A 22,758-nucleotide genomic window follows, 5' to 3' on the forward strand; every position below is an offset into this window, starting at 1 on the left:
TTGACCTTAGTCTTTAGGAAAAATAGCCCCCAAACTAACCGCACTTTTTGCGCCAGTTACGCTAGGCAGGTTTGCTGGTAAATTGTTCATTCGACAATAAGCCAACCAAGCAAAAGCAGCGGCCTCTACATAATCAATATTAAAACCTTGCTCTGTCGTTGTACCAACCTGCCAATCGAGTAAATTATCATGCAATCCACGCATAATTAAGCTATTCTTTGCACCGCCGCCACATACTAGTAAACGTTTTGGTAAATCTGTTTGAAGTTGATTTAGTGCATTAACAATGCTTGTTACCGTCAATTCAACAAGCGTCGCTTGCACATCTTCTGGGGATAATGTGATTTTGGAGCAAAGCTCGGTAAGTTTTTCAGATGTTTTTTCTATTTTGCCAATTAACCAATCAAAATTAAATAATTCTCTCCCTGTACTTTTTGGGGCTGATAAAGAGAAAAAAGGTTCATTTAATAATTCATTAAGCAGAACTTGATTCACTTTACCTTTTGAAGCCCAATCACCATTTTTGTCATAGCGAAGACCTTGGTGTTTTTCTATCCATTGATCTAATAATGTATTACCTGGCCCCGTATCAAAGCCAATTACAGGTTGATTAGGAAACAATATGGAAACATTACTAATCCCACCAATATTTAAAACAACTGTGGCAAAATTAGGATTTGAGAATACAGCTTTGTGGAAAGCGGGTACAAGAGGAGCCCCTTGTCCGCCTAAAGCCATATCTTTACGACGAAAATCACCAATAACAGATATTCCCGTTTTCGCTGCCAATAAATTCATATCGCCTAGTTGCATCGTGAAAGGAAATGCTGAAGCAGGAGAATGCCATACAGTCTGCCCATGACAACCAATAGCTTCAATTTGGCTTGGAATAAGATTATATTTTTGTAGAAAAGTATTTACACAATCGCAATACAATAAAGCAAGCTCATGATCGAGTTCGCCTAAATTTTGTAGAGTTGTTTCACCAGCTTGAATGAGTTTGGTTAATTTATGACGTAAATTTTCTGGCATGGGAAAAAAATCAGATAAGATAAGTCGAGGCTCTAGAGAAAAATCAGCGAGAACAATATCTACTCCATCTAGACTAGTTCCAGACATCATGCCAAGATAATATTGAGGTTTCATACTAATTATTTTTATATTTAAAATTTGATAATTATATATCTAATTCAAAAAGAAAAATAAAAAGAATTATTAAATAATATGAAAAAGGTATGAGTATAAAGATATTTTATGATTAATCGAAAAGAATATTTTAATGGCAGGGGCGGAGAGGCTCGAACTCCCAACACCCGGTTTTGGAGACCGGTGCTCTACCAATTGAACTACGCCCCTATTGGTATGAATAAATTGGCGGAATGGACGGGACTCGAACCCGCGACCCCCTGCGTGACAGGCAGGTATTCTAACCAGCTGAACTACCACTCCGCTAAATGTAGTAATTGGCAGTGCCTTACTCTCACATGGGGATACCCCACACTACCATCAGCGTTACAACATTTCACTTCTGAGTTCGGTATGGTATCAGGTGGATCTATTGCACTATCTCTGCCAAAAATTTTTATTTTTTTAATTTACTCAATGAATAAACTAAAAAAATAAACCTGGCGGTGCCCTACTCTCACATGGGGAAGCCCCACACTACCATCGGCATTACAGCGTTTCACTTCTGAGTTCGGTATGGTGTCAGGTGGTTCCACCGCACTATCGCCGCCAGGATAATTCTTTGATAACGTTTATTTTAAATTCTATCTATGTTCTTCATTGGCCACAAGCTGAACGTTTAGTTAATTTCTTTTTCTTTCACTCTGTTTTCCAAAAACACTTGAGCGTTGTATAGTTAAGCCTCTCGGGCAATTAGTATGCGTTAGCTCAATGTATCACTACACTTACACACCGCACCTATCTACGTCTTAGTCTTAAACAACCCTTACAGATTTATAATCTGGGAGAACTCATCTCTTGGCAAGTTTCGTGCTTAGATGCTTTCAGCACTTATCTCTTCCGCACTTAGCTACCCGGCAATGCGTCTGGCGACACAACCGGAACACCAGTGGTGCGTCCACTCCGGTCCTCTCGTACTAGGAGCAGCCCCAACCAATTCTCCAACGCCCACGGCAGATAGGGACCGAACTGTCTCACGACGTTCTAAACCCAGCTCGCGTACCACTTTAAATGGCGAACAGCCATACCCTTGGGACCTACTTCAGCCCCAGGATGTGATGAGCCGACATCGAGGTGCCAAACACCGCCGTCGATATGAACTCTTGGGCGGTATCAGCCTGTTATCCCCGGAGTACCTTTTATCCGTTGAGCGATGGCCCTTCCATTCAGAACCACCGGATCACTATGACCTACTTTCGTACCTGCTCGACTTGTCTGTCTCGCAGTTAAGCTTGCTTATACCATTGCACTAACCTCACGATGTCCGACCGTGATTAGCAAACCTTCGTGCTCCTCCGTTACTCTTTGGGAGGAGACCGCCCCAGTCAAACTACCCACCAGACACTGTCCGAGACCGCGTTCCGCAATCTTCGTTAGAACATCAAACGTTAAAGGGTGGTATTTCAAGGACGACTCCATAATCACTGGCGTGACTACTTCTAAGTCTCCCACCTATCCTACACATCAAAATTCAATGTTCAGTGTCAAGCTATAGTAAAGGTTCACGGGGTCTTTCCGTCTAGCCGCGGGTACACCGCATCTTCACGGCGATTTCAATTTCACTGAGTCTCGGGTGGAGACAGCCTGGCCATCATTATGCCATTCGTGCAGGTCGGAACTTACCCGACAAGGAATTTCGCTACCTTAGGACCGTTATAGTTACGGCCGCCGTTTACTGGGGCTTCGATCAGGAGCTTCTCTTTCGATTACACCATCAATTAACCTTCCAGCACCGGGCAGGCATCACACCCTATACGTCCACTTTCGTGTTTGCAGAGTGCTGTGTTTTTAATAAACAGTTGCAGCCAGCTGGTATCTTCGACCGGTTCAACCTTCGCCCGCGAGGGACTACAATCTACGCCGGCGCACCTTCTCCCGAAGTTACGGTGCTATTTTGCCTAGTTCCTTCACCCGAGTTCTCTCAAGCGCCTGAGTATTCTCTACCTGACCACCTGTGTCGGTTTTCAGTACGGTTTAGATAAACCTGAAGCTTAGTGGCTTTTCCTGGAAGTGTGGTATCGGTTACTTCAGCTCCGTAGAGCCTCGTCATCATCTCTCAGTGTTTAATAGAAGTCCGGATTTGCCTAAACTTCCCACCTACCAACTTAAACGCACATATCCAACAGTGCGATAACCTAACCTGCTCCGTCCCCACATCGCAGTTTATCCAAGTACAGGAATATTAACCTGTTTCCCATCGACTACGCTTTTCAGCCTCGCCTTAGGGGCCGACTCACCCTGCCCCGATTAACGTTGGACAGGAACCCTTGGTCTTCCGGCGAACGGGTTTTTCACCCGTTTTATCGTTACTTATGTCAGCATTCGCACTTCTGATACGTCCAGCAGCCCTCTCGAGCCACCTTCATCCGCTTACAGAACGCTCCCCTACCCAACAGACTTACGTCTGATGCCGCAGCTTCGGTGCTATATTTGAGCCCCGTTACATCTTCCGCGCAGGCCGACTCGACTAGTGAGCTATTACGCTTTCTTTAAATGATGGCTGCTTCTAAGCCAACATCCTAGCTGTCTAAGCCTTCCCACTTCGTTTCCCACTTAATATAGACTTTGGGACCTTAGCTGGCGGTCTGGGTTGTTTCCCTCTCCACGACGGACGTTAGCACCCGCCGTGTGTCTCCTGAGTATCACTCTTTGGTATTCGTAGTTTGCATCGGGTTGGTAATCCGGGATGGACCCCTAGCCGAAACAGTGCTCTACCCCCAAAGGTGTCCGCTCAAGGCTCTACCTAAATAGATTTCGGGGAGAACCAGCTATCTCCCGGTTTGATTGGCCTTTCACCCCCAGCCACAAGTCATCCGCTAATTTTTCAACATTAGTCGGTTCGGTCCTCCAGTTAGTGTTACCCAACCTTCAACCTGCCCATGGCTAGATCACCGGGTTTCGGGTCTATACCTTGCAACTATTCGCCCAGTTAAGACTCGGTTTCCCTTCGGCTCCCCTATTCGGTTAACCTCGCTACAAAATATAAGTCGCTGACCCATTATACAAAAGGTACGCAGTCACCCTTTCAGGCTCCCACTGCTTGTACGTACAAGGTTTCAGGTTCTATTTCACTCCCCTCACCGGGGTTCTTTTCGCCTTTCCTTCACAGTACTGGTTCACTATCGGTCAATCAGGAGTATTTAGCCTTGGAGGATGGTCCCCCCATCTTCAAACAGGATATCACGTGTCCCGCCCTACTTATCGTTAACTTAGTACCACAGCCTGGATGTCGAGTACGGGGCTATCACCCTGTGTCGCTAAGCTTCCCAGCTTATTCCTCTATCTCTGCTGCTATCATTAACAGGCTCTTTCGCTTTCGCTCGCCGCTACTGACGAAATCTCGGTTGATTTCTTTTCCTCGGGGTACTTAGATGTTTCAGTTCTCCCGGTTTGCCTCACCTACCTATGTATTCAGTAAGTGATAGTAGATTCTTCATCTACTGGGTTTCCCCATTCGGATATCTTGGATTAAACGCCTCTTATCGACTCATCCAAGCTTTTCGCAGATTAGCACGTCCTTCTTCGCCTCTGATTGCCAAGGCATCCACCTTGTACGCTTAGTCACTTAACTATACAACCTCAAATGTTTTCAATCACTTTAAGTTTTCACTTGAAAGTGCGGTCAATTTGATGCGTATCTTCATTCAACTAAACACTTGATTGCTTTTGTTCAATCAAGATTTTATGCAAAACAGGTTTTATTTTTAGATTTCCCTTTTCAGTTCCCTCTTTCACTTTCCTGTCTTGCCTACTCAGACTTTCTCTCGAAAATCTCTTGTTTTCAGCTTGTTTCCAATTTTTTAAAGAACAGTTGATAAAACTTTTCAGTTATCATCGTTAAATAAACTAAATAAATAAATTTACTTAACGATGATAAGTGGTGGAGATAAGCGGGATCGAACCGCTGACCTCCTGCGTGCAAGGCAGGCGCTCTCCCAGCTGAGCTATATCCCCATGTCATCGTTTATTTATCACCTTATTCACCTTCATCACTCACTCAGTTTGAGTGGTGGGTCTGAGTGGACTTGAACCACCGACCTCACCCTTATCAGGGGTGCGCTCTAACCACCTGAGCTACAGACCCAAGGGAATAACGGCTTTCTGCTCGATATTGTCTACAATATATCAATCAATCTGTGTGGACACTTATTGTCTCTCGTCTTTGGTAAGGAGGTGATCCAACCGCAGGTTCCCCTACGGTTACCTTGTTACGACTTCACCCCAGTCATGAATCATACCGTGGTAAACGCCCTCCAAAAGGTTAAGCTATCTACTTCTGGTACAACCCACTCCCATGGTGTGACGGGCGGTGTGTACAAGGCCCGGGAACGTATTCACCGCGACATTCTGATTCGCGATTACTAGCGATTCCGACTTCATGGAGTCGAGTTGCAGACTCCAATCCGGACTTAGACGTACTTTCTGAGATTCGCTCCACCTCGCAGTTTCGCCACCCTCTGTATACGCCATTGTAGCACGTGTGTAGCCCTACTCGTAAGGGCCATGATGACTTGACGTCATCCCCACCTTCCTCCAGTTTATCACTGGCAGTCTCCTTTGAGTTCCCGACCAAATCGCTGGCAACAAAGGATAAGGGTTGCGCTCGTTGCGGGACTTAACCCAACATTTCACAACACGAGCTGACGACAGCCATGCAGCACCTGTCTCATGGTTCCCGAAGGCACTCCCGTATCTCTACAGGATTCCATGGATGTCAAGAGTAGGTAAGGTTCTTCGCGTTGCATCGAATTAAACCACATGCTCCACCGCTTGTGCGGGCCCCCGTCAATTCATTTGAGTTTTAACCTTGCGGCCGTACTCCCCAGGCGGTCGATTTATCACGTTAGCTACGGGCACCAAGCTTTAAGCCCAATCCCCAAATCGACAGCGTTTACAGCGTGGACTACCAGGGTATCTAATCCTGTTTGCTCCCCACGCTTTCGCACATGAGCGTCAGTACATTCCCAAGGGGCTGCCTTCGCCTTCGGTATTCCTCCACATCTCTACGCATTTCACCGCTACACGTGGAATTCTACCCCTCCCTAAAGTACTCTAGTTACCCAGTCTGAAATGCAATTCCCAGGTTAAGCCCGGGGCTTTCACACCTCACTTAAATAACCGCCTGCGTGCCCTTTACGCCCAGTTATTCCGATTAACGCTCGCACCCTCCGTATTACCGCGGCTGCTGGCACGGAGTTAGCCGGTGCTTCTTCTGTATTTAACGTCAATGATGTCTACTATTAGCACACATCCCTTCCTCAATACCGAAAGAACTTTACAACCCGAAGGCCTTCTTCATTCACGCGGCATGGCTGCGTCAGGGTTCCCCCCATTGCGCAATATTCCCCACTGCTGCCTCCCGTAGGAGTCTGGACCGTGTCTCAGTTCCAGTGTGGCTGGTCATCCTCTCAGACCAGCTAGAGATCGTCGGCTTGGTAGGCCTTTACCCCACCAACTACCTAATCCCACTTGGGCTCATCTTATGGCATGTGGCCCGAAGGTCCCACACTTTAATCTTTCGATATTACGCGGTATTAGCTACAGTTTCCCGTAGTTATCCCCCTCCATAAGCCAGATTCCCAAGCATTACTCACCCGTCCGCCACTCGTCAGCAAGAAAGCAAGCTTTCTCCTGCTACCGTTCGACTTGCATGTGTTAAGCCTGCCGCCAGCGTTCAATCTGAGCCATGATCAAACTCTTCAATTCAAGTTCAATCGCTCAATAAACTGCTTAGCTATAAATAAAAACACTACTTAAAAAGTAATTATGAATTTTCAGTTAAGCACCTATTAAGACTTCAAAATTAAAAATATTTTAAAACAAGTCAATCAACAAGTGCCCACACAGATTGTCTGATACATTGTTAAAGAGCAAAAAACAACGACGCACGTGGAAACTTAAATACTTCACAACAGTGCGTCGTTGTGTGCGGTGCATTATAGGGATTTTCAAATCCCTTGCAAGTACTTTTTTTTAAAAATATTTAAAAAAATGATCTTTTGATTAAAGCGCAAGCGATTAGAGCAAAATATAGATATTTTGAGCTATTTTTTTAATCGTTTTAAAATTCTAGGGAGATCAACGATAGAATCTAACACATAATCTGCTACTCTCTCGCCGTCCTCTGTTACTGGTTTACCTGTACGAACTAATACATTCATTTTCACCTTCGCGCCAATTCCCGCTTTTAGATCTTCAACTTTATCTCCAACCATAATAGATTGCGTAGGATCGATCTTTAATTCTTTGATCGCTTGCAATAGCATGCCTGATTTAGGTTTCCGGCAATCACAGTCTTCTTTATATTCACCTTTTCCCTCGGGATGATGTGGACAATAGTAAATACCATCCAAATCCACATCTTGCTCAGCCAATGACCAATCCATCCATTCTGTTAACTGTAAAAACTGCTCCTCAGAAAAATAGCCACGCGCAATTCCAGATTGATTGGTAACCAACACCAACATATATCCCAGTTTCTTTAATTCTCGCAATGCATCAATCGCACCATCAATAAACTTAAAGTTATCAATTTCGTGTACATAACCGTAATCAATATTTAACGTACCATCGCGATCTAAAAAAATAGCCTTATTCATTCTCTTACCTTTCATACGTATCAAATTGACGAAAATTATCTATTTAATCCAAGCAATTAGCAAATATAACTCATAACCAATCTGTCTAAAAAAGATAATCTGACATATTGACATAGCAATCTAGACGTCTAGAATACCGAAACAGATTTAAAAATAGCAAATAAAAAGGGCTTATATGATTAAGCTAAGCAATATAACGAAGATTTTTGAGCTGCCTAGCAAGAAATTGACTGCGCTTGATAATGTCTCATTAAACATCGAAAAAGGTCAAATTTGCGGAGTAATTGGCGCATCTGGCGCAGGAAAAAGTACGTTAATTCGCTGTGTGAACTTATTAGAAAAACCAACTAGCGGTTCCGTTATTGTGGACGGCGTAGAATTAACAGGACTTTCTGATCGCGAGTTAGTACGTGCTCGTCGTCAAATTGGAATGATTTTTCAGCATTTCAATTTACTAAGTTCTCGCACCGTATTTGAAAACGTGGCATTACCCTTAGAATTGGAAGGTGAGCCAAAAGCAAAAATCCAAGAAAAAATTACCGCACTTTTAGATCTTGTTGGTTTAAGTGAAAAACGTGATGCTTACCCAAGTAATCTTTCTGGTGGGCAAAAACAACGTGTAGCCATTGCTCGCGCCTTAGCCAGTGATCCTAAAGTCTTATTATGTGATGAAGCCACTAGCGCACTAGATCCTGCAACGACACAATCTATTCTGAAATTATTAAAAGAAATTAACCGCACTTTAGGTATTACGATTTTGTTAATTACCCATGAAATGGAAGTTGTTAAACAGATTTGTGATCAAGTTGCTGTCATTGATCAAGGTCGCTTAGTTGAACAAGGTACTGTCGGTGAAATTTTTGCAAACCCTAAAACAGAACTAGCACAAGAGTTTATTCGTTCGACCTTCCACATCAGTCTACCTGATGAATATTTGGAAAATCTTACTGAAACGCCGAAACATAGCAAAGCGTATCCAATTATCAAATTTGAGTTTACGGGTCGCTCAGTCGATGCACCGTTACTTTCTCAGGCATCAAAAAAATTTGGTGTGGAACTCAGTATCTTAACCTCACAAATCGATTATGCTGGAGGCGTGAAATTTGGTTATACCATTGCTGAAGTAGAAGGCGATGAAGATGCTATTACGCAAACCAAAGTTTATTTAATGGAAAACAACGTGCGCGTGGAGGTGCTTGGTTATGTTCAATGATTTTTTGGCAACATTCAGCCAGCAATTAACACCTCAAATGTGGGGTGTTGTTGCAACAGCAACTTATGAAACGGTTTACATCAGCTTTGCTTCTACTCTACTTGCCGTAGTAGTCGGCGTGCCAGTAGGCGTGTGGACTTTTTTAACTGGAAAAAATGAGATCTTACAAAACAACCGCACCCATTTTGTGTTAAACACGATCATTAATATCGGGCGTTCTATTCCATTTATTATTTTGCTCTTAATTTTATTACCTGTAACACGTTTCATCGTTGGAACTGTATTAGGTACAACGGCAGCAATTATTCCATTAAGCATTTGTGCGATGCCATTCGTTGCTCGCTTAACTGCTAATGCATTAATGGAAATTCCAAATGGTTTAACCGAAGCTGCTCAAGCAATGGGGGCTACTAAATGGCAAATTGTACGTAAATTCTATTTGCCAGAAGCACTACCGACACTAATTAATGGCATCACGCTTACGCTAGTTACTTTAGTTGGTTATTCTGCAATGGCGGGAACACAAGGCGGCGGTGGCTTAGGTAGCCTCGCTATCAACTACGGCGTATATCGCAATATGCCTTATGTCACTTGGGTGGCAACCATTATTATTGTGCTATTCGTTATGATTAGCCAAAAACTCGGCGATACACTGGCTAAAAAAGTGGATCATCGTTAATTAAACACAACTCTTAACTTAAACAGGAAGGAAATCCTATGAAATTAAAACAACTTTTTGCAATCACTGCAATCGCATCAGCTCTCGTTTTAACAGGCTGTAAAGAAGACAAAAAACCTGAAGCTGCAGCTGCACCACTTAAAATCAAAGTTGGTGTGATGTCAGGCCCTGAGCACCAAGTTGCAGAAATTGCAGCAAAAGTCGCTAAAGAAAAATATGGTTTAGACGTTCAATTCGTTGAATTCAATGACTATGCATTACCAAATGAAGCTGTATCTAAAGGTGATTTAGATGCAAACGCAATGCAACATAAACCTTATTTAGATGAAGATGCAAAAGCGAAAAATTTAAATAATTTAGTTATCGTGGGTAATACTTTCGTCTATCCATTAGCTGGCTATTCTAAAAAAATCAAAAATGTGAATGAATTACAAGAAGGTGCTAAAGTTGTTGTTCCTAACGATCCAACAAACCGTGGCCGTGCATTAATTCTTCTTGAAAAACAAGGTTTAATCAAATTAAAAGATGCAAATAACCTTCTTTCAACTGTATTAGATATTGTTGAAAATCCGAAAAAATTAAACATCACTGAAGTAGATACCTCTGTTGCAGCACGCGCATTAGACGATGTTGATTTAGCTGTAGTAAACAATACTTATGCGGGCCAGGTGGGCTTAAATGCACAAGATAACGGTGTATTTGTAGAAGATAAAGATTCTCCATATGTGAACATTATTGTTTCTCGTACCGATAACAAAGACAGCAAAGCTGTTCAAGATTTCGTAAAATCTTACCAAACAGAAGAAGTTTACCAAGAAGCTAAAAAACACTTCAAAGATGGTGTTGTAAAAGGTTGGTAATTTCTACCGCACTTTAACTCATTACTAAATCCCTTGCTGAGCAAGGGATTTTTTATATCTTATCTTCTACGACCAATTAATTTCCTAAAATTAAAGATCACACAAGTAACAATACCTTGATAAATTCAAGGCATGAAAAAACCGCACTATAGAAGTGCGGTAATTTTTTTAATTATCCTTAATCAAGGATTAATGTATTTTTTCTACTTGACCAAATTCTAGTTCAACTGGTGTTGCACGACCAAAGATTGATACAGAAACTTTTAAGCGACCTTTTTCATAATCCACTTCTTCTACTGTACCATTAAAGTCTGCAAATGGACCTTCCGCTACACGAACTTCTTCACCAGGATGATACTCATTGCGATGACGCGGTTTATCTGTGGTTTGCTCTAGACGGTTTAAAATAGTATCCGCTTCTCGTTTAGAAATTGGAGCAGGTTTATCAGGTGTACCACCAATGAATCCCATAACACGCGGAACACTTTTCACCAAGTGCCATGTTTCATCATTCATTTCCATTTCTACGAGTACATAGCCAGGGAAAAACTTACGTTCACTTTTACGACGTTTACCTGCAACATTCTCAACAACTTCTTCAGTTGGAACTAACACTTCACCAAATTGGTCTTCCATTTGTTGCTGTTTAATGTATTCACGCAAAGTTAAAGCCACTCGGCTTTCAAAACCAGAAAACGCCTGTAATACATACCAACGTTTTTTTGATACAGTTGTTTCTTCAGTCATTTTAGAATCTCAAATCAGTTAAGAAATTAATTACTGTCACAATAATCGAATCTGTCGCCCAGAAAAATAAGGATGCAATGATTGTTACCCCAATTACGATTAATGTAGTTTGACGCGCTTCTTGGCGAGTTGGCCATACCACTTTTTGCGCTTCTATTTTTGAATCTTTAAAGAATGTACGAGCTTTTGTACCTTGATTAGTAATTGCTGCAAATGCAAAAGCAATCACTAATGCAATGACTACACCCACTACACGAATAGGTAATGAATATACTTTTTGGAAATAAACATTACCAATTGCAGCTGCAGCAAAAAAGACTGCGACTAAAATCCAAAGAAGGGTATTTAATCCTTTAGATTTACCTTCTACCACCGTCTCTGGTACATTTTTCTTTTTATCAACAATTTCAGTTGCCATAAATTGAATCCGTTATTTACTTAGGAAAATAAGAATAAAGTTATAAGAACGTGCAATTGTAGCATTTTCTTTTCGCCTTGCCTATTGAAAATCATCAAGCAAAATAGAAAACATAAGGAAAAACAACCGCACTTTTCTATTAAGAATGATATTCTAATTTTGGAGCAGTATTATCTACAATGGTACTTTCATCCACGACTACTTTACGTAAATTTTCGATAGATGGTAAATCATACATCGTATCAAGTAATACAGCCTCGACAATAGAACGTAAACCACGTGCGCCTGTTTTTCTTTCAAGCGCTTTCTTAGCCATTGCTTTTAAAGCTTCTGGAGTGAATTCTAACTCCACATTTTCAAGTCCAAATAAAGCTTGATATTGTTTAGTTAAGGCATTTTTAGGCTGTGTAAGAATTTGCACAAGAGCCTCTTCATCTAATTCACTTAGTGGAGAAATCATGGGTAAACGCCCAATAAATTCCGGAATTAAACCAAACTTCATTAAATCATCTGGTTCTACTTGGCGGAATAATTCAGAAAGAGACTTTTCTTCTTCATCCTTTTCTACTTTCGCACTAAAACCGATACTCGTACTTGTTTGTGTACGTTTACTGATAATTTTATCTAATCCCGCAAATGCGCCACCGCAGATAAAGAGAATTTTTGACGTATCCAATTTCACCATTTCTTGCTGCGGATGTTTACGCCCGCCTTGAGGAGGAATAGACGCTACAGTACCTTCAATGAGTTTCAACAATGCTTGTTGTACACCTTCGCCAGATACATCTCGAGTAATTGATGCGCCTTCTGATTTACGGCTAATTTTATCGATTTCATCAATATAGATAATGCCTTGCTCTGCTTTTTCAGTATTATACTCACAGTTTTGTAAAAGCTTTTGTAGGACATTTTCTACATCTTCACCCACGTAGCCAGCCTCAGTCAATGTTGTTGCGTCAGCCATCGCAAAGGGCACATTTAAGCGACGAGCTAATGTTTGAGCAAGCAATGTTTTACCGCTACCCGTTGGACCAATAAGCAAAATATTACTTTTACCGAGCTCAACATCGTTATTTTCATGATTAGTTCGTAAGCGTTTATAATGATTGTAAACTGCGACAGAAAGCACTTTTTTCGCATAATCTTGGCCAATAACATAATCATCTAGATGAGCACGAATTTCGTGAGGAGTTGGTAATTTCTCCTCATTTTCTGCCGCACTTTCGTCTACACTTTCATCATTACTTTCTTCAAGCATTGAATGACAAAGTTCAATACACTCATTACAAATATAGCCGTCTGTACCAGCAATTAATTTATCTACTTCGCTTTTTTCTTTTCCGCAAAAAGAGCAATGTAAATCTTTATCTTTGTCTGACATGTGTTTCCTTAACGTTTAATTAAAACTTCATCAACTAAACCATACGCTTTTGCTTCTTCAGCTGACATAAAGTTGTCGCGATCTGTATCTTTCTCAATTCGTTCGATACTTTGCCCAGTATGGAATGCTAGACGATCGTTTAAGGTGTGTTTAATTTTCAAAATTTCTTGCGCATGAATTTGAATATCGGATGCTTGACCACGGAAACCACCCAAAGGTTGGTGAATCATCACACGCGCATTTGGTAACGCAGCTCGTTTACCAGCGGTTCCGCCAGCAAGCAAGAATGCGCCCATTGAGCATGCCTGACCAATACAAAGTGTACGAATATCTGGCTTAATAAATTGCATTGTGTCGTAAATAGCCATACCTGCGGTCACAGAACCACCAGGAGAGTTGATATAGATATTGATATCTTTAGTTGGATCTTCAGACTCTAAAAAAAGCAGCTGAGCCACAATGAGATTTGCCATACGATCTTCAACTTCACCACTTAGGAAGATCACACGCTCTTTTAATAAACGGGAATAAATGTCGTATGAACGCTCGCCACGCGAAGTCTGTTCAACAACCATAGGAATTACACTCATTTTCTTACCTTTTTCACTAAAATTGCTAATTATTTTACTCTAAATAACCTACAAATAAAAATGCGGTCGCTTTTGTTAAAAAGAGCGGCCGCACTTTTACTCAATCATAACGATATTAATTAATCATTATGCTTGTGGATTCATAATTTCATCAAATGAAGAAACTTTTTCAGTAACTTGAGCTTTAGCAAGTACTGCATCCACCGCTTGTTCTTCTAATACTACATTACGAATATTGTTCATTAACTCTTCGTTTTTGCTATAGTATTCAACAACCTCAGCTGGTTGCTCGTAAGCTGATGCAATATCTGCAATCATTGCTTTAGCGCGTTCTTCATCAGCTTTTAATTCATTAGACTTAATCACTTCAGAGAATAATAAACCTACTTGAACACGACGAGTTGCCTCCGCTTCAAATAATTCACGTGGTAACTGTGCAGCCTGTTGTGCATTACCGCCAAAACGTTGAGCCGCTTGATTGCGTAATACATTAATTTCTTCTTCTACAGCAGAAGCTGGAACTTCAATTGGATTTTGCTCAATTAAGCCATTGATTACTTGTTGTTTAACACGTGAAACTAATGCATTTTTCAATTCACGTTCCATATTCTTACGAATTTCTACACGTAAATCTGCAACAGATTTAGTATTCGGACCGAACTTAGCAACAAACTCATCTGTTAACTCAGGTAGCACCATGTTTTCTACTTTTTTCAAGGTGATTGCAAATTTTGCCGCTTTACCTTTTAAGTTTTCTGCATGGTATTCAGCAGGGAAAGTTACATTAATATCAAATTGCTCACCAGCTTTATGACCTACAATACCATCTTCAAAGCCAGGAATCATACGACCTTGCCCCATAAATAATACGAAGTCAGATGCTTTACCGCCTTCAAACTCTTCGCCATCTACAGAACCAACAAAATCAATAGTTACGCGATCATCTGCTTTTGCTGCAGAGTCCATTTCTGCCCAAGTTGCTTGTTGTTTACGTAACACGTCAACCATTTTATCAATATCAGCTTCTGTGATTTCAACAGTTGGTTTTTCAACCTTAATATTCTCTAAACCTTGTAATTTAACTTCTGGATAAACTTCAAAAGTTGCGGTGAAAACTAGATCTTTACCTTCTTCAAAAGTTTCAATACCAAAAGTTGGACGACCTGCAATATTGATCTTTTCTGCAATCACGGCATCAAAAAAATGACGTGGTAATAAATCGTTTAATACATCTTGACGGATTGATGCACCGAAACGTTGTTCGATAATATGACTAGGAACATGGCCTTTACGAAAACCATCTACGCGCACATTTTTTGATGCACGTTTAAATTCTTCACGAACTGCTTTAGATACAGTTTCAGCTGGAACGGTGATCGCTACACGGCGTTCTAAACCTTGGGTTGTTTCAATATTTAATGACATTTGTTACCTCAATTAATTTGCACTCGGTAAAAATCCACACCGAACACGTTTGTTAAATAAAATAAGACGCTCAATTATAACGAAAGAAATGTAACCAGTCGATAAAATACTGATTAAAAAATCACGTTTTGATAACTTTCAAATATCACCCATAAACAAAAAGTGCGGAGAATGTTCCCCGCACTTTCTTTTGTCTTCTCTCTGTCTTTAAGACATTCAAGAATACATCAATTATTTGATGATTTTCGCAACAACACCAGCACCTACTGTACGGCCACCTTCACGGATTGCGAAACGTAAACCTTGGTCCATCGCGATTGGGTGGATTAAGCTTACTGTCATCTTGATGTTATCACCTGGCATTACCATTTCCACGCCTTCTGGTAATTCGATAGTACCAGTTACGTCTGTTGTACGGAAATAGAATTGTGGACGGTAACCTTTGAAGAATGGAGTATGACGACCACCTTCTTCTTTTGATAATACGTACACTTCTGATTCGAAGTCAGTGTGTGGTGTGATTGAACCTGGTTTCGCTAATACTTGACCACGTTCGATTTCTTCACGTTTTGTACCACGTAATAATGCACCGATGTTCTCACCTGCACGACCTTCGTCAAGTAATTTACGGAACATTTCAACACCTGTTACAGTAGTTTTCGCTGTATCTTTGATACCTACGATTTCTACTTCATCACCAGTACGGATGATACCACGTTCTACACGACCAGTTACTACTGTACCACGACCTGAGATTGAGAACACGTCTTCGATTGGAAGAAGGAACGGTTGGTCAATCGCACGCTCTGGCTCTGGGATGTAAGTATCTAAGTGGTTTGCTAACTCAAGGATTTTTTCTTCCCATTCTGCTACGCCGTTTAATGCTTGTAATGCAGAACCACGTACGATTGGAGTGTCGTCACCTGGGAAGTCATATTGAGATAGAAGTTCACGAACTTCCATTTCTACTAATTCTAATAACTCTTCGTCATCTACCATGTCGCATTTGTTTAAGAATACGATGATGTATGGAACACCTACTTGGCGACCTAATAAGATGTGCTCACGAGTTTGCGGCATAGGACCATCAGTTGCTGCTACTACTAAGATTGCACCATCCATTTGTGCCGCACCAGTAATCATGTTTTTTACATAGTCGGCGTGTCCCGGACAGTCAACGTGTGCGTAGTGACGAGTTGCTGTATCATATTCAACGTGTGAAGTGTTGATGGTGATACCACGCGCTTTTTCTTCTGGCGCGTTATCGATTTGGTCGAATGCACGAGCTGCACCACCGAAGTGTTTAGATAATACGGTAGTGATTGCTGCTGTTAAAGTTGTTTTACCGTGGTCAACGTGGCCGATTGTACCCACGTTTACGTGCGGTTTTGTACGTTCAAATTTTTCTTTAGACATTGCTAATGTTTCCTAGAAAGTGCGGTATAAAACAATGATGTTTTACACCGCTGGTTTTACAAAAAATTATTTTTTACGCGCTTCAATTACTGCAGCTGCAACGTTTGTTGGCGCTTCAGCATATTTTAACGGTTCCATTGAGTAAGATGCACGACCTTGAGTTTGTGAACGTAAGTCTGTTGCATAACCGAACATTTCAGAAAGTGGAACTTCAGCATCGATCTTAACAACGAACTCATTCGCTTCTTGACCGTTAACCATTGCACGACGACGGCTTAAGTCACCAATTACATCACCAACATATTCAGGTGGAGTTTCTACTTCAACTTTCATGATTGGCTCAAGTAATACTGGGTTTGCTTTTGCGAATGCTGCTTTAAATGCTAAAGATGCTGCAAGTTTAAATGCTAACTCAGATGAGTCCACATCGTGGTATGAACCGAAGTGTAAACGTACACCAAGATCAACTACTGGGTAACCCGCTAATGGACCAGATTTAAGCTGTTCTTGGATACCTTTATCAACGGCAGGAATGTATTCACCAGGAATTACACCACCTTTGATTTCGTTCACGAACTCGTAACCTGGACCTTCTGGATCTAATGGATATAAGTCGATAACAACGTGACCATATTGACCACGACCACCAGATTGTTTTGCGTGCTTACCTTCCACATCGTTAACACGAGTGCGGATAGTTTCACGGTAAGACACTTGTGGTTTACCGATGTTAGCTTCCACTTTGAACTCACGTTTCATACGGTCAACGATGATATCTAAGTGTAATTCACCCATACCAGAGATGATGGTTTCACCAGATTCTTCATCAGTGTGAACACGGAATGAAGGGTCTTCTTGTGCTAAACGACCTAATGCTAAGCCCATTTTTTCTTGGTCAGCTTTAGTTTTTGGTTCTACTGCAACAGAGATTACTGGCTCTGGGAATTCCATACGCTCAAGGATGATTGGTGCTTCAATTGCACATAATGTGTCACCAGTGGTTACATCTTTTAAGCCGATTGCAGCTGCGATGTCACCTGCACGAACTTCTTTGATCTCTTCACGTTTGTTTGCGTGCATCTGTACGATACGACCGAAACGTTCACGTTTTTGTTTCACAGAGTTCATTACTGTGTCACCAGAGTTAATTACACCTGAGTACACACGGAAGAAGGTTAAGTTACCTACGAATGGGTCAGTTGCAATTTTGAATGCTAATGAAGAGAATGGTTCTTCATCGCTTGCGTGACGCTCACCTTCAGTTTCATCAAGGTTGATACCTTTGATCGCTGGAATATCAGTTGGTGCTGGTAAGTATTCAACAACGGCATCTAGCATAGCTTGAACACCTTTGTTTTTGAACGCAGAACCACAAGTTACTAAGATGATTTCGTTTGCTAATACACGTTGACGTAATGCAAGTTTGATTTCTTCTTCAGAAAGATCTTCACCGCCAAGGTATTTTTCCATTAATTCTTCAGATGCTTCAGCCGCTGCTTCAACAAGGTTTTGACGCCATTCTTCGCAATCTGCTTGCATATTTGCAGGTACATCTTCATAGGTGAAGGTCATACCTTGGTCAGCTTCGTTCCAGTTGATCGCTTTCATTTTGATCAAGTCAACAACACCAGTAAAGTTATCTTCTGCACCAATTGGAAGTTGAAGAGGAACTGCGTTAGCACCTAAACGAGTTTTCAATTGCTCAACTACGCGTAAGAAATTTGCACCAGTACGGTCCATCTTGTTTACGAACGCAATACGTGGCACTTGATATTTGTTAGCTTGACGCCATACAGTTTCAGATTGTGGTTGAACACCACCAACCGCACAGTAAACCATTACCGCACCATCAAGAACACGCATAGAACGTTCTACTTCAACAGTAAAGTCTACGTGTCCTGGAGTATCGATAACGTTGATGCGGTGTTGTTGGAACTGTTGCGACATACCAGACCAGAATGCAGTTGTTGCCGCAGAGGTAATGGTAATACCACGCTCTTGTTCTTGTTCCATCCAGTCCATCGTTGCTGCACCATCGTGCACTTCACCGATTTTGTGGCTAACACCAGTATAGAATAAGATACGCTCAGTAGTAGTGGTTTTACCCGCATCAATATGCGCACTGATACCGATATTACGATATCTTTCAATAGGGGTTGTACGAGCCATTATTATAACCTTGTTTATTTAATATCAGTTTATATAAGGGTAAGGCTTCATCAATGATGAAGCCCTTTAAATTCAAAAACTTATTACCAACGGTAGTGAGCAAATGCTTTGTTAGCTTCAGCCATACGGTGAACATCTTCACGTTTTTTCACTGCTGCACCTTTATTATCTGAAGCATCAGATAATTCGTTTGCAAGGCGTAAAGCCATTGATTTATCACCACGTTTACGTGCTGCTTCAACGATCCAACGCATACCTAATGCGTTACGACGTACAGGGCGCACTTCAACTGGTACTTGGTAAGTAGAACCACCAACACGACGAGATTTAACCTCAACAGTTGGACGTACGTTTTCAAGTGCAACTTCAAACGCTTCTAAAGGCTCTTTACCTGTGCGTTGTGCTAAAGTTTCTAAAGCACCATAAACGATTGATTCAGCAACGGATTTTTTACCGTCTACCATGATTACATTAATAAATTTTGCAAGTAACTCTGAACCGAACTTCGGATCTGGAAGAATCTTGCGTGCTTCAACACTACGACGACGTGGCATTGCGAATTTCTCCGTATTTTAATCTTCAGGATATCCAAAACCCATCAGCAATATTTCTCTTTGAGAAAATTTGCAGCGCAAAGCGCTTTTTGACTGGAGTTTATGGTTTAAATTGTTTTGCTAATTTAGACGTTTGGCCTTACTTAACGGAGAACCATTAAGCTTTAGGGCGTTTAACGCCGTATTTAGAACGACCTTGTTTACGATCTTTAACGCCTGCGCAGTCTAATGCACCGCGTACTGTGTGGTAACGCACACCTGGTAAGTCTTTAACACGACCACCACGGATTAATACAACACTGTGCTCTTGAAGGTTGTGACCTTCACCACCGATATAAGAAGTTACTTCAAAACCGTTAGTTAAGCGGATACGACATACTTTACGTAACGCTGAGTTTGGTTTTTTAGGAGTTGTAGTATATACACGAGTACATACACCACGTTTCTGCGGGCAAGCCTCTAATGCAGGAACGTTGCTTTTTACAACCTTTTTCACACGCGGTTTGCGTACTAGCTGGTTGATAGTTGCCATTAAAAAAGCTCCAGTTTAAATGTTATTCAATAATAGAATGTTGTTCAAAAAATCTACTCCCATACAGAAATAGACGGCGAATTTTAATCGTTCTGAGGTTTATTGTCAATAATTAAACAGCGCCAAAGATCCGTGAAAGGATCTTTCGTTGCGTACAAAAACGCTTCCCAAATTCACCGCACTTTTTTATTCAAAATGCCAAACCAATTGCCCCAGCGAAATGACAGTCTTATAATTCCTACTTAATTAGTATTAAATTACAATCATTATGTTACGCTCGCTCAAATTTCACTTACGCTATTTCTTCCATAAAAAGCTACGCCAAACACACAGAATTTCCCATAAAAGTTTAGAATTTATCTGCCTAATTATAGGTGCAACATTTGTCTCACTCTTTTCATTTGGCTTTGCTAAATTATCCGATCTTGGTCTAGAACTAAACGCCCACTGGTCATCTAAATATCCTATTGCAGTTTGGTTTGTGTTACCCCTAGGCATGGCTTGCCTGACTTGGTTTACGAAAAAATATACTCCCTATGTTGGAGGAAGCGGTATTCCGCAAGTCATTGCATCAATTAATCTTCCTCATAGTAGCTATAAAACCAAATTAGTTGAATTCAGCCAAACTATTTGGAAAATTCCTCTTACCTTTCTGGCTATGCTTATCGGTGCATCGGTTGGGCGTGAAGGTCCATCAGTACAAGTTGGCGCAGCTGTCATGCTGGCGTGGGGAAATTATTGTAGAAAACATAATTTAGCGTTTAAAGGATTAAGCACCAATGAATTACTTGCCACAGGTGCAGCAGGTGGACTTGCGGCTGCTTTTAATGCACCTTTGGCTGGAGTGATATTTGCAATTGAAGAACTTGGACGTGGAGTAATGTTACGTTGGGAACGACGCGTATTGATGGGGGTATTAGCTGCTGGTTTTATTCTTGTCGCGATTCAAGGAAACAGCCCTTATTTTCCAAGTTATCAAGGGACCACATCTGTTTCTTATCTCTATCTTTGGCTTGCAATTTGTGGGGTGGTTTGTGGCATTCTAGGTGGCCTATTCGGACGACTATTAGCAAAAGGTATCGCAGGATTATCACCTGAAAAATGGCGTGGCTGGGTTCGCCAACATCCTATTTATATTGCTTTATTATTGGGTTTAGTGCTTGCCGCACTTGGCAGTTACACTCACGGACAAACCTATGGCACTGGCTATGAGGTTGTTGCACGCGCCTTAGAAGGGCAAGCTATAGAGCCTGAAATTGGCACCCTTAAACTTTTGGCAACGGTGACCACTTATTGGAATGGTATTGCCGGTGGTATCTTTACCCCATCACTGACAACAGGAGCCGGTATTGGCGCAATGCTTTGGGATCTCAGTGGCGGTATGGTCGATCAACGTTTTTTAGTGATTTTATGTATGGCGGCGTTTTTAGCTGGCGGCACACAATCACCAGTTACAGCTAGTGTTGTTGTAATGGAAATGACAGGCGCACAACCCGTTCTCATTTGGCTCTTGATTTCCAGCATTATTGCATCCATAATCTCGCGCCAATTTAGCCCAAAACCATTTTACCACTTTGCTGCAGGCCGTTTTCGCCAGCAAATGCAATCTCGCCAAGCCGAAGAATTACGCAGCAAAACCGAATAAGAGAAATAAAAATGCCTCAAAATCTACCGCACTTTTACCGCGGCCGTTTTTCTGTTGCGCCAATGTTAGATTGGACAACGCGCCATTGTCGTTATTTTCATCGCCAATTTTCAAAGCATGCGTTACTTTACACTGAAATGGTCACCGCACCTGCGATTATCCATGCCAAATACGATCACTTGGATTTTGATCTACAAGAAAATCCCGTTGCGTTACAGCTGGGAGGAAGCGATCCTGAACAACTCAAATATTGTGCAAAACTTGCTGAGGAACGAGGCTATCACGAAATTAATCTTAATGTAGGATGCCCTTCTGATCGCGTACAAAATGGAATGTTTGGCGCTTGCTTAATGGCGAAAGCAGATTTGGTAGCAGACTGTGTAGAACAAATGCAAAGTGCGGTCAAAATTCCAGTCACTGTGAAAACGCGTATTGGCATTGATGAATTAGACAGCTATGAATTTTTATGTGATTTTATTGAAAAGGTTCAAGGAAAAGGTTGCCAAGAGTTTATTATCCACGCACGAAAAGCTTGGCTTTCAGGGTTAAGCCCTAAAGAAAATCGAGAAATTCCGCCATTAGATTATGCTCGGGTGTATCAACTAAAACGTGATTTTCCACATCTAACTATCGCAATTAATGGTGGTATAAAAACTATTGAAGAAATGAAACAACATTTGCAATATGTGGACGGCGTGATGATTGGGCGAGAGGCCTATCAAAATCCAAGTTTACTTGGGCAAATTGACCAAGCTTTATTTGATCCTAACGTACCAATTGTTACCGCCCATGAAGCGGTACAGTCAATGCTTCCTTATATTGAGCAACAACTTAACCAAGGCATACACCTTAATCATATCGTCCGTCATATGTTAGGCGCATTCCAAAATTGCAAAGGTGCTCGTCAATGGCGACGCTATTTAAGCGAAAATGCGTTTAAGCAAGGCGCAGGAATTGAAGTGGTTGAAACCGCCTTAACCTTTGTAAAAAGCTAATCCTAAAAACAAAATAAGCCGCAAAAGTGCGGCTTATTTTTCAGCTGTTTTTCTTACGCAATACGCATTTGAAAAATCACCAATTCAGCTTGGCAACAGAAAGTAAAATCTGCCTTTAATAAATAACCATCATCCACTTTTGTAATTTCAGATTGAATTTCACAAGGTTCACTTTCTACATCACGCGCTTTCTGAGTAAAAAATGCGAGCGCTTCTTGCGCTTGTTCTTCACTGTCATAAACATATTCAATAACCTGACTACAATCACGATTATCGAAAAGTGATTTCATATCAAATGTGTTACAACCTACACATTCAATCGGTTTTTCAGTTTGAATTGCCATAATATT

Annotated in this window: 17 protein-coding genes, 4 tRNA genes and 4 rRNA genes; 5 read left to right on the forward strand and 20 right to left on the reverse strand. The window is 41.3% G+C overall.

Annotated features, from left to right (window positions below; all coding sequences use genetic code 11):
* Positions 1-6 precede the first annotated feature (6 nt).
* The 10 genes from AC6H0J_RS01735 to gmhB all read right to left on the reverse strand — a co-directional run bounded on the left by AC6H0J_RS01735 (position 7) and on the right by gmhB (position 7,784).
* Positions 7-1,146 carry an anhydro-N-acetylmuramic acid kinase gene (locus AC6H0J_RS01735; RefSeq protein ID WP_046953239.1) on the reverse strand — a complete coding sequence of 380 codons (1,140 nt, stop codon included), beginning with the start codon at positions 1,144-1,146 and terminating at the stop codon, positions 7-9.
* 134 nt (positions 1,147-1,280) lie between these two features.
* Positions 1,281-1,356 (reverse strand) — tRNA-Trp (locus AC6H0J_RS01740).
* Positions 1,357-1,372: 16 nt separating this feature from the next.
* A tRNA-Asp gene (locus tag AC6H0J_RS01745) sits at positions 1,373-1,449 on the reverse strand.
* Positions 1,450-1,461: 12 nt separating this feature from the next.
* Positions 1,462-1,577: ribosomal RNA gene (gene rrf, locus AC6H0J_RS01750) — 5S ribosomal RNA — on the reverse strand.
* A 46-nt stretch (positions 1,578-1,623) separates the two neighbouring features.
* A 5S ribosomal RNA gene (gene rrf / locus AC6H0J_RS01755) occupies positions 1,624-1,739 on the reverse strand.
* Between the two features lie 118 nt (positions 1,740-1,857).
* Positions 1,858-4,756, reverse strand: a 23S ribosomal RNA gene (locus AC6H0J_RS01760).
* Between the two features lie 307 nt (positions 4,757-5,063).
* Positions 5,064-5,139: transfer RNA gene (locus tag AC6H0J_RS01765), tRNA-Ala, on the reverse strand.
* Between the two features lie 53 nt (positions 5,140-5,192).
* Positions 5,193-5,269: transfer RNA gene (locus AC6H0J_RS01770), tRNA-Ile, on the reverse strand.
* An 82-nt stretch (positions 5,270-5,351) separates the two neighbouring features.
* Positions 5,352-6,891 (reverse strand): 16S ribosomal RNA (locus AC6H0J_RS01775).
* The 16S, 23S and 5S rRNA genes sit together here with 4 tRNA genes alongside, the layout of an rRNA operon.
* 338 nt (positions 6,892-7,229) lie before the next feature.
* Positions 7,230-7,784 carry a D-glycero-beta-D-manno-heptose 1,7-bisphosphate 7-phosphatase gene (gene gmhB / locus AC6H0J_RS01780; protein WP_497512741.1) on the reverse strand — a complete coding sequence of 185 codons (555 nt, stop codon included), beginning with the start codon at positions 7,782-7,784 and terminating at the stop codon, positions 7,230-7,232.
* Positions 7,785-7,959: 175 nt separating this feature from the next.
* On the opposite strand from gmhB, the gene metN reads away from it, so the two are divergent.
* The 3 genes from metN to AC6H0J_RS01795 are packed head-to-tail and all read left to right on the forward strand — an operon-like array spanning position 7,960 to position 10,536.
* Positions 7,960-8,997 (forward strand): methionine ABC transporter ATP-binding protein MetN, encoded by a 1,038-nt coding sequence (gene metN, locus AC6H0J_RS01785; protein WP_497512742.1) that lies wholly within the window; start codon positions 7,960-7,962, stop codon positions 8,995-8,997.
* Positions 8,987-9,676, forward strand: a complete 690-nt coding sequence (locus AC6H0J_RS01790; protein ID WP_065246294.1) for a methionine ABC transporter permease — start codon at positions 8,987-8,989, stop codon at positions 9,674-9,676. Before metN ends, AC6H0J_RS01790 begins: the two co-directional genes overlap by 11 nt.
* A 38-nt stretch (positions 9,677-9,714) precedes the next feature.
* Positions 9,715-10,536 carry a MetQ/NlpA family lipoprotein gene (locus AC6H0J_RS01795; protein WP_005639292.1) on the forward strand — a complete coding sequence of 274 codons (822 nt, stop codon included), beginning with the start codon at positions 9,715-9,717 and terminating at the stop codon, positions 10,534-10,536.
* A gap of 189 nt (positions 10,537-10,725) precedes the next feature.
* On the opposite strand, the gene nusG is transcribed toward AC6H0J_RS01795, so the two are convergent.
* From nusG to rpsL, 9 genes are all read right to left on the reverse strand, one after another.
* Entirely contained in the window at positions 10,726-11,283 is a 558-nt protein-coding gene (gene nusG / locus AC6H0J_RS01800; RefSeq protein ID WP_005628071.1) for a transcription termination/antitermination protein NusG, read from the reverse strand.
* Position 11,284: 1 nt separating this feature from the next.
* Positions 11,285-11,701, reverse strand: a complete 417-nt coding sequence (secE, locus tag AC6H0J_RS01805) for a preprotein translocase subunit SecE (RefSeq protein ID WP_005628069.1) — start codon at positions 11,699-11,701, stop codon at positions 11,285-11,287.
* 139 nt (positions 11,702-11,840) lie between these two features.
* Positions 11,841-13,082, reverse strand: a complete 1,242-nt coding sequence (gene clpX / locus AC6H0J_RS01810) for an ATP-dependent protease ATP-binding subunit ClpX (RefSeq protein ID WP_005628067.1) — start codon at positions 13,080-13,082, stop codon at positions 11,841-11,843.
* 8 nt (positions 13,083-13,090) lie between these two features.
* Entirely contained in the window at positions 13,091-13,702 is a 612-nt protein-coding gene (gene clpP / locus AC6H0J_RS01815; protein ID WP_258183412.1) for an ATP-dependent Clp endopeptidase proteolytic subunit ClpP, read from the reverse strand.
* A gap of 96 nt (positions 13,703-13,798) precedes the next feature.
* Complete coding sequence (gene tig / locus AC6H0J_RS01820; protein ID WP_497512743.1) at positions 13,799-15,097, reverse strand: trigger factor; 1,299 nt, start codon at positions 15,095-15,097, stop codon at positions 13,799-13,801.
* A gap of 231 nt (positions 15,098-15,328) precedes the next feature.
* The gene (gene tuf, locus AC6H0J_RS01825) at positions 15,329-16,513 is read right to left on the reverse strand and encodes an elongation factor Tu (protein ID WP_118865560.1); all 1,185 of its coding nucleotides are present in this window, start codon (positions 16,511-16,513) and stop codon (positions 15,329-15,331) included.
* 66 nt (positions 16,514-16,579) lie between these two features.
* Complete coding sequence (gene fusA / locus AC6H0J_RS01830; RefSeq protein WP_140527489.1) at positions 16,580-18,682, reverse strand: elongation factor G; 2,103 nt, start codon at positions 18,680-18,682, stop codon at positions 16,580-16,582.
* A gap of 83 nt (positions 18,683-18,765) precedes the next feature.
* Positions 18,766-19,236, reverse strand: a complete 471-nt coding sequence (gene rpsG, locus AC6H0J_RS01835; RefSeq protein ID WP_005626581.1) for a 30S ribosomal protein S7 — start codon at positions 19,234-19,236, stop codon at positions 18,766-18,768.
* Positions 19,237-19,393: 157 nt separating this feature from the next.
* Positions 19,394-19,768, reverse strand: a complete 375-nt coding sequence (gene rpsL / locus AC6H0J_RS01840) for a 30S ribosomal protein S12 (protein WP_005543325.1) — start codon at positions 19,766-19,768, stop codon at positions 19,394-19,396.
* 268 nt (positions 19,769-20,036) lie between these two features.
* On the opposite strand from rpsL, the gene AC6H0J_RS01845 reads away from it, so the two are divergent.
* Both AC6H0J_RS01845 and dusA read left to right on the forward strand, forming a co-directional pair.
* On the forward strand, positions 20,037-21,413 hold the full coding sequence (locus AC6H0J_RS01845) for a chloride channel protein (RefSeq protein WP_497512744.1): 1,377 nt from the start codon (positions 20,037-20,039) through the stop codon (positions 21,411-21,413).
* 11 nt (positions 21,414-21,424) lie between these two features.
* Positions 21,425-22,408: a tRNA dihydrouridine(20/20a) synthase DusA gene (gene dusA / locus AC6H0J_RS01850; RefSeq protein ID WP_497512745.1), complete on the forward strand. Its 984-nt coding sequence runs from the start codon at positions 21,425-21,427 to the stop codon at positions 22,406-22,408.
* Positions 22,409-22,461: 53 nt separating this feature from the next.
* On the opposite strand, the gene AC6H0J_RS01855 is transcribed toward dusA, so the two are convergent.
* Positions 22,462-22,752 (reverse strand): YfcZ/YiiS family protein, encoded by a 291-nt coding sequence (locus tag AC6H0J_RS01855; protein ID WP_005665629.1) that lies wholly within the window; start codon positions 22,750-22,752, stop codon positions 22,462-22,464.
* Positions 22,753-22,758 lie beyond the last annotated feature (6 nt).

This window comes from Haemophilus sp. THUN1691, from assembly GCF_059704425.1.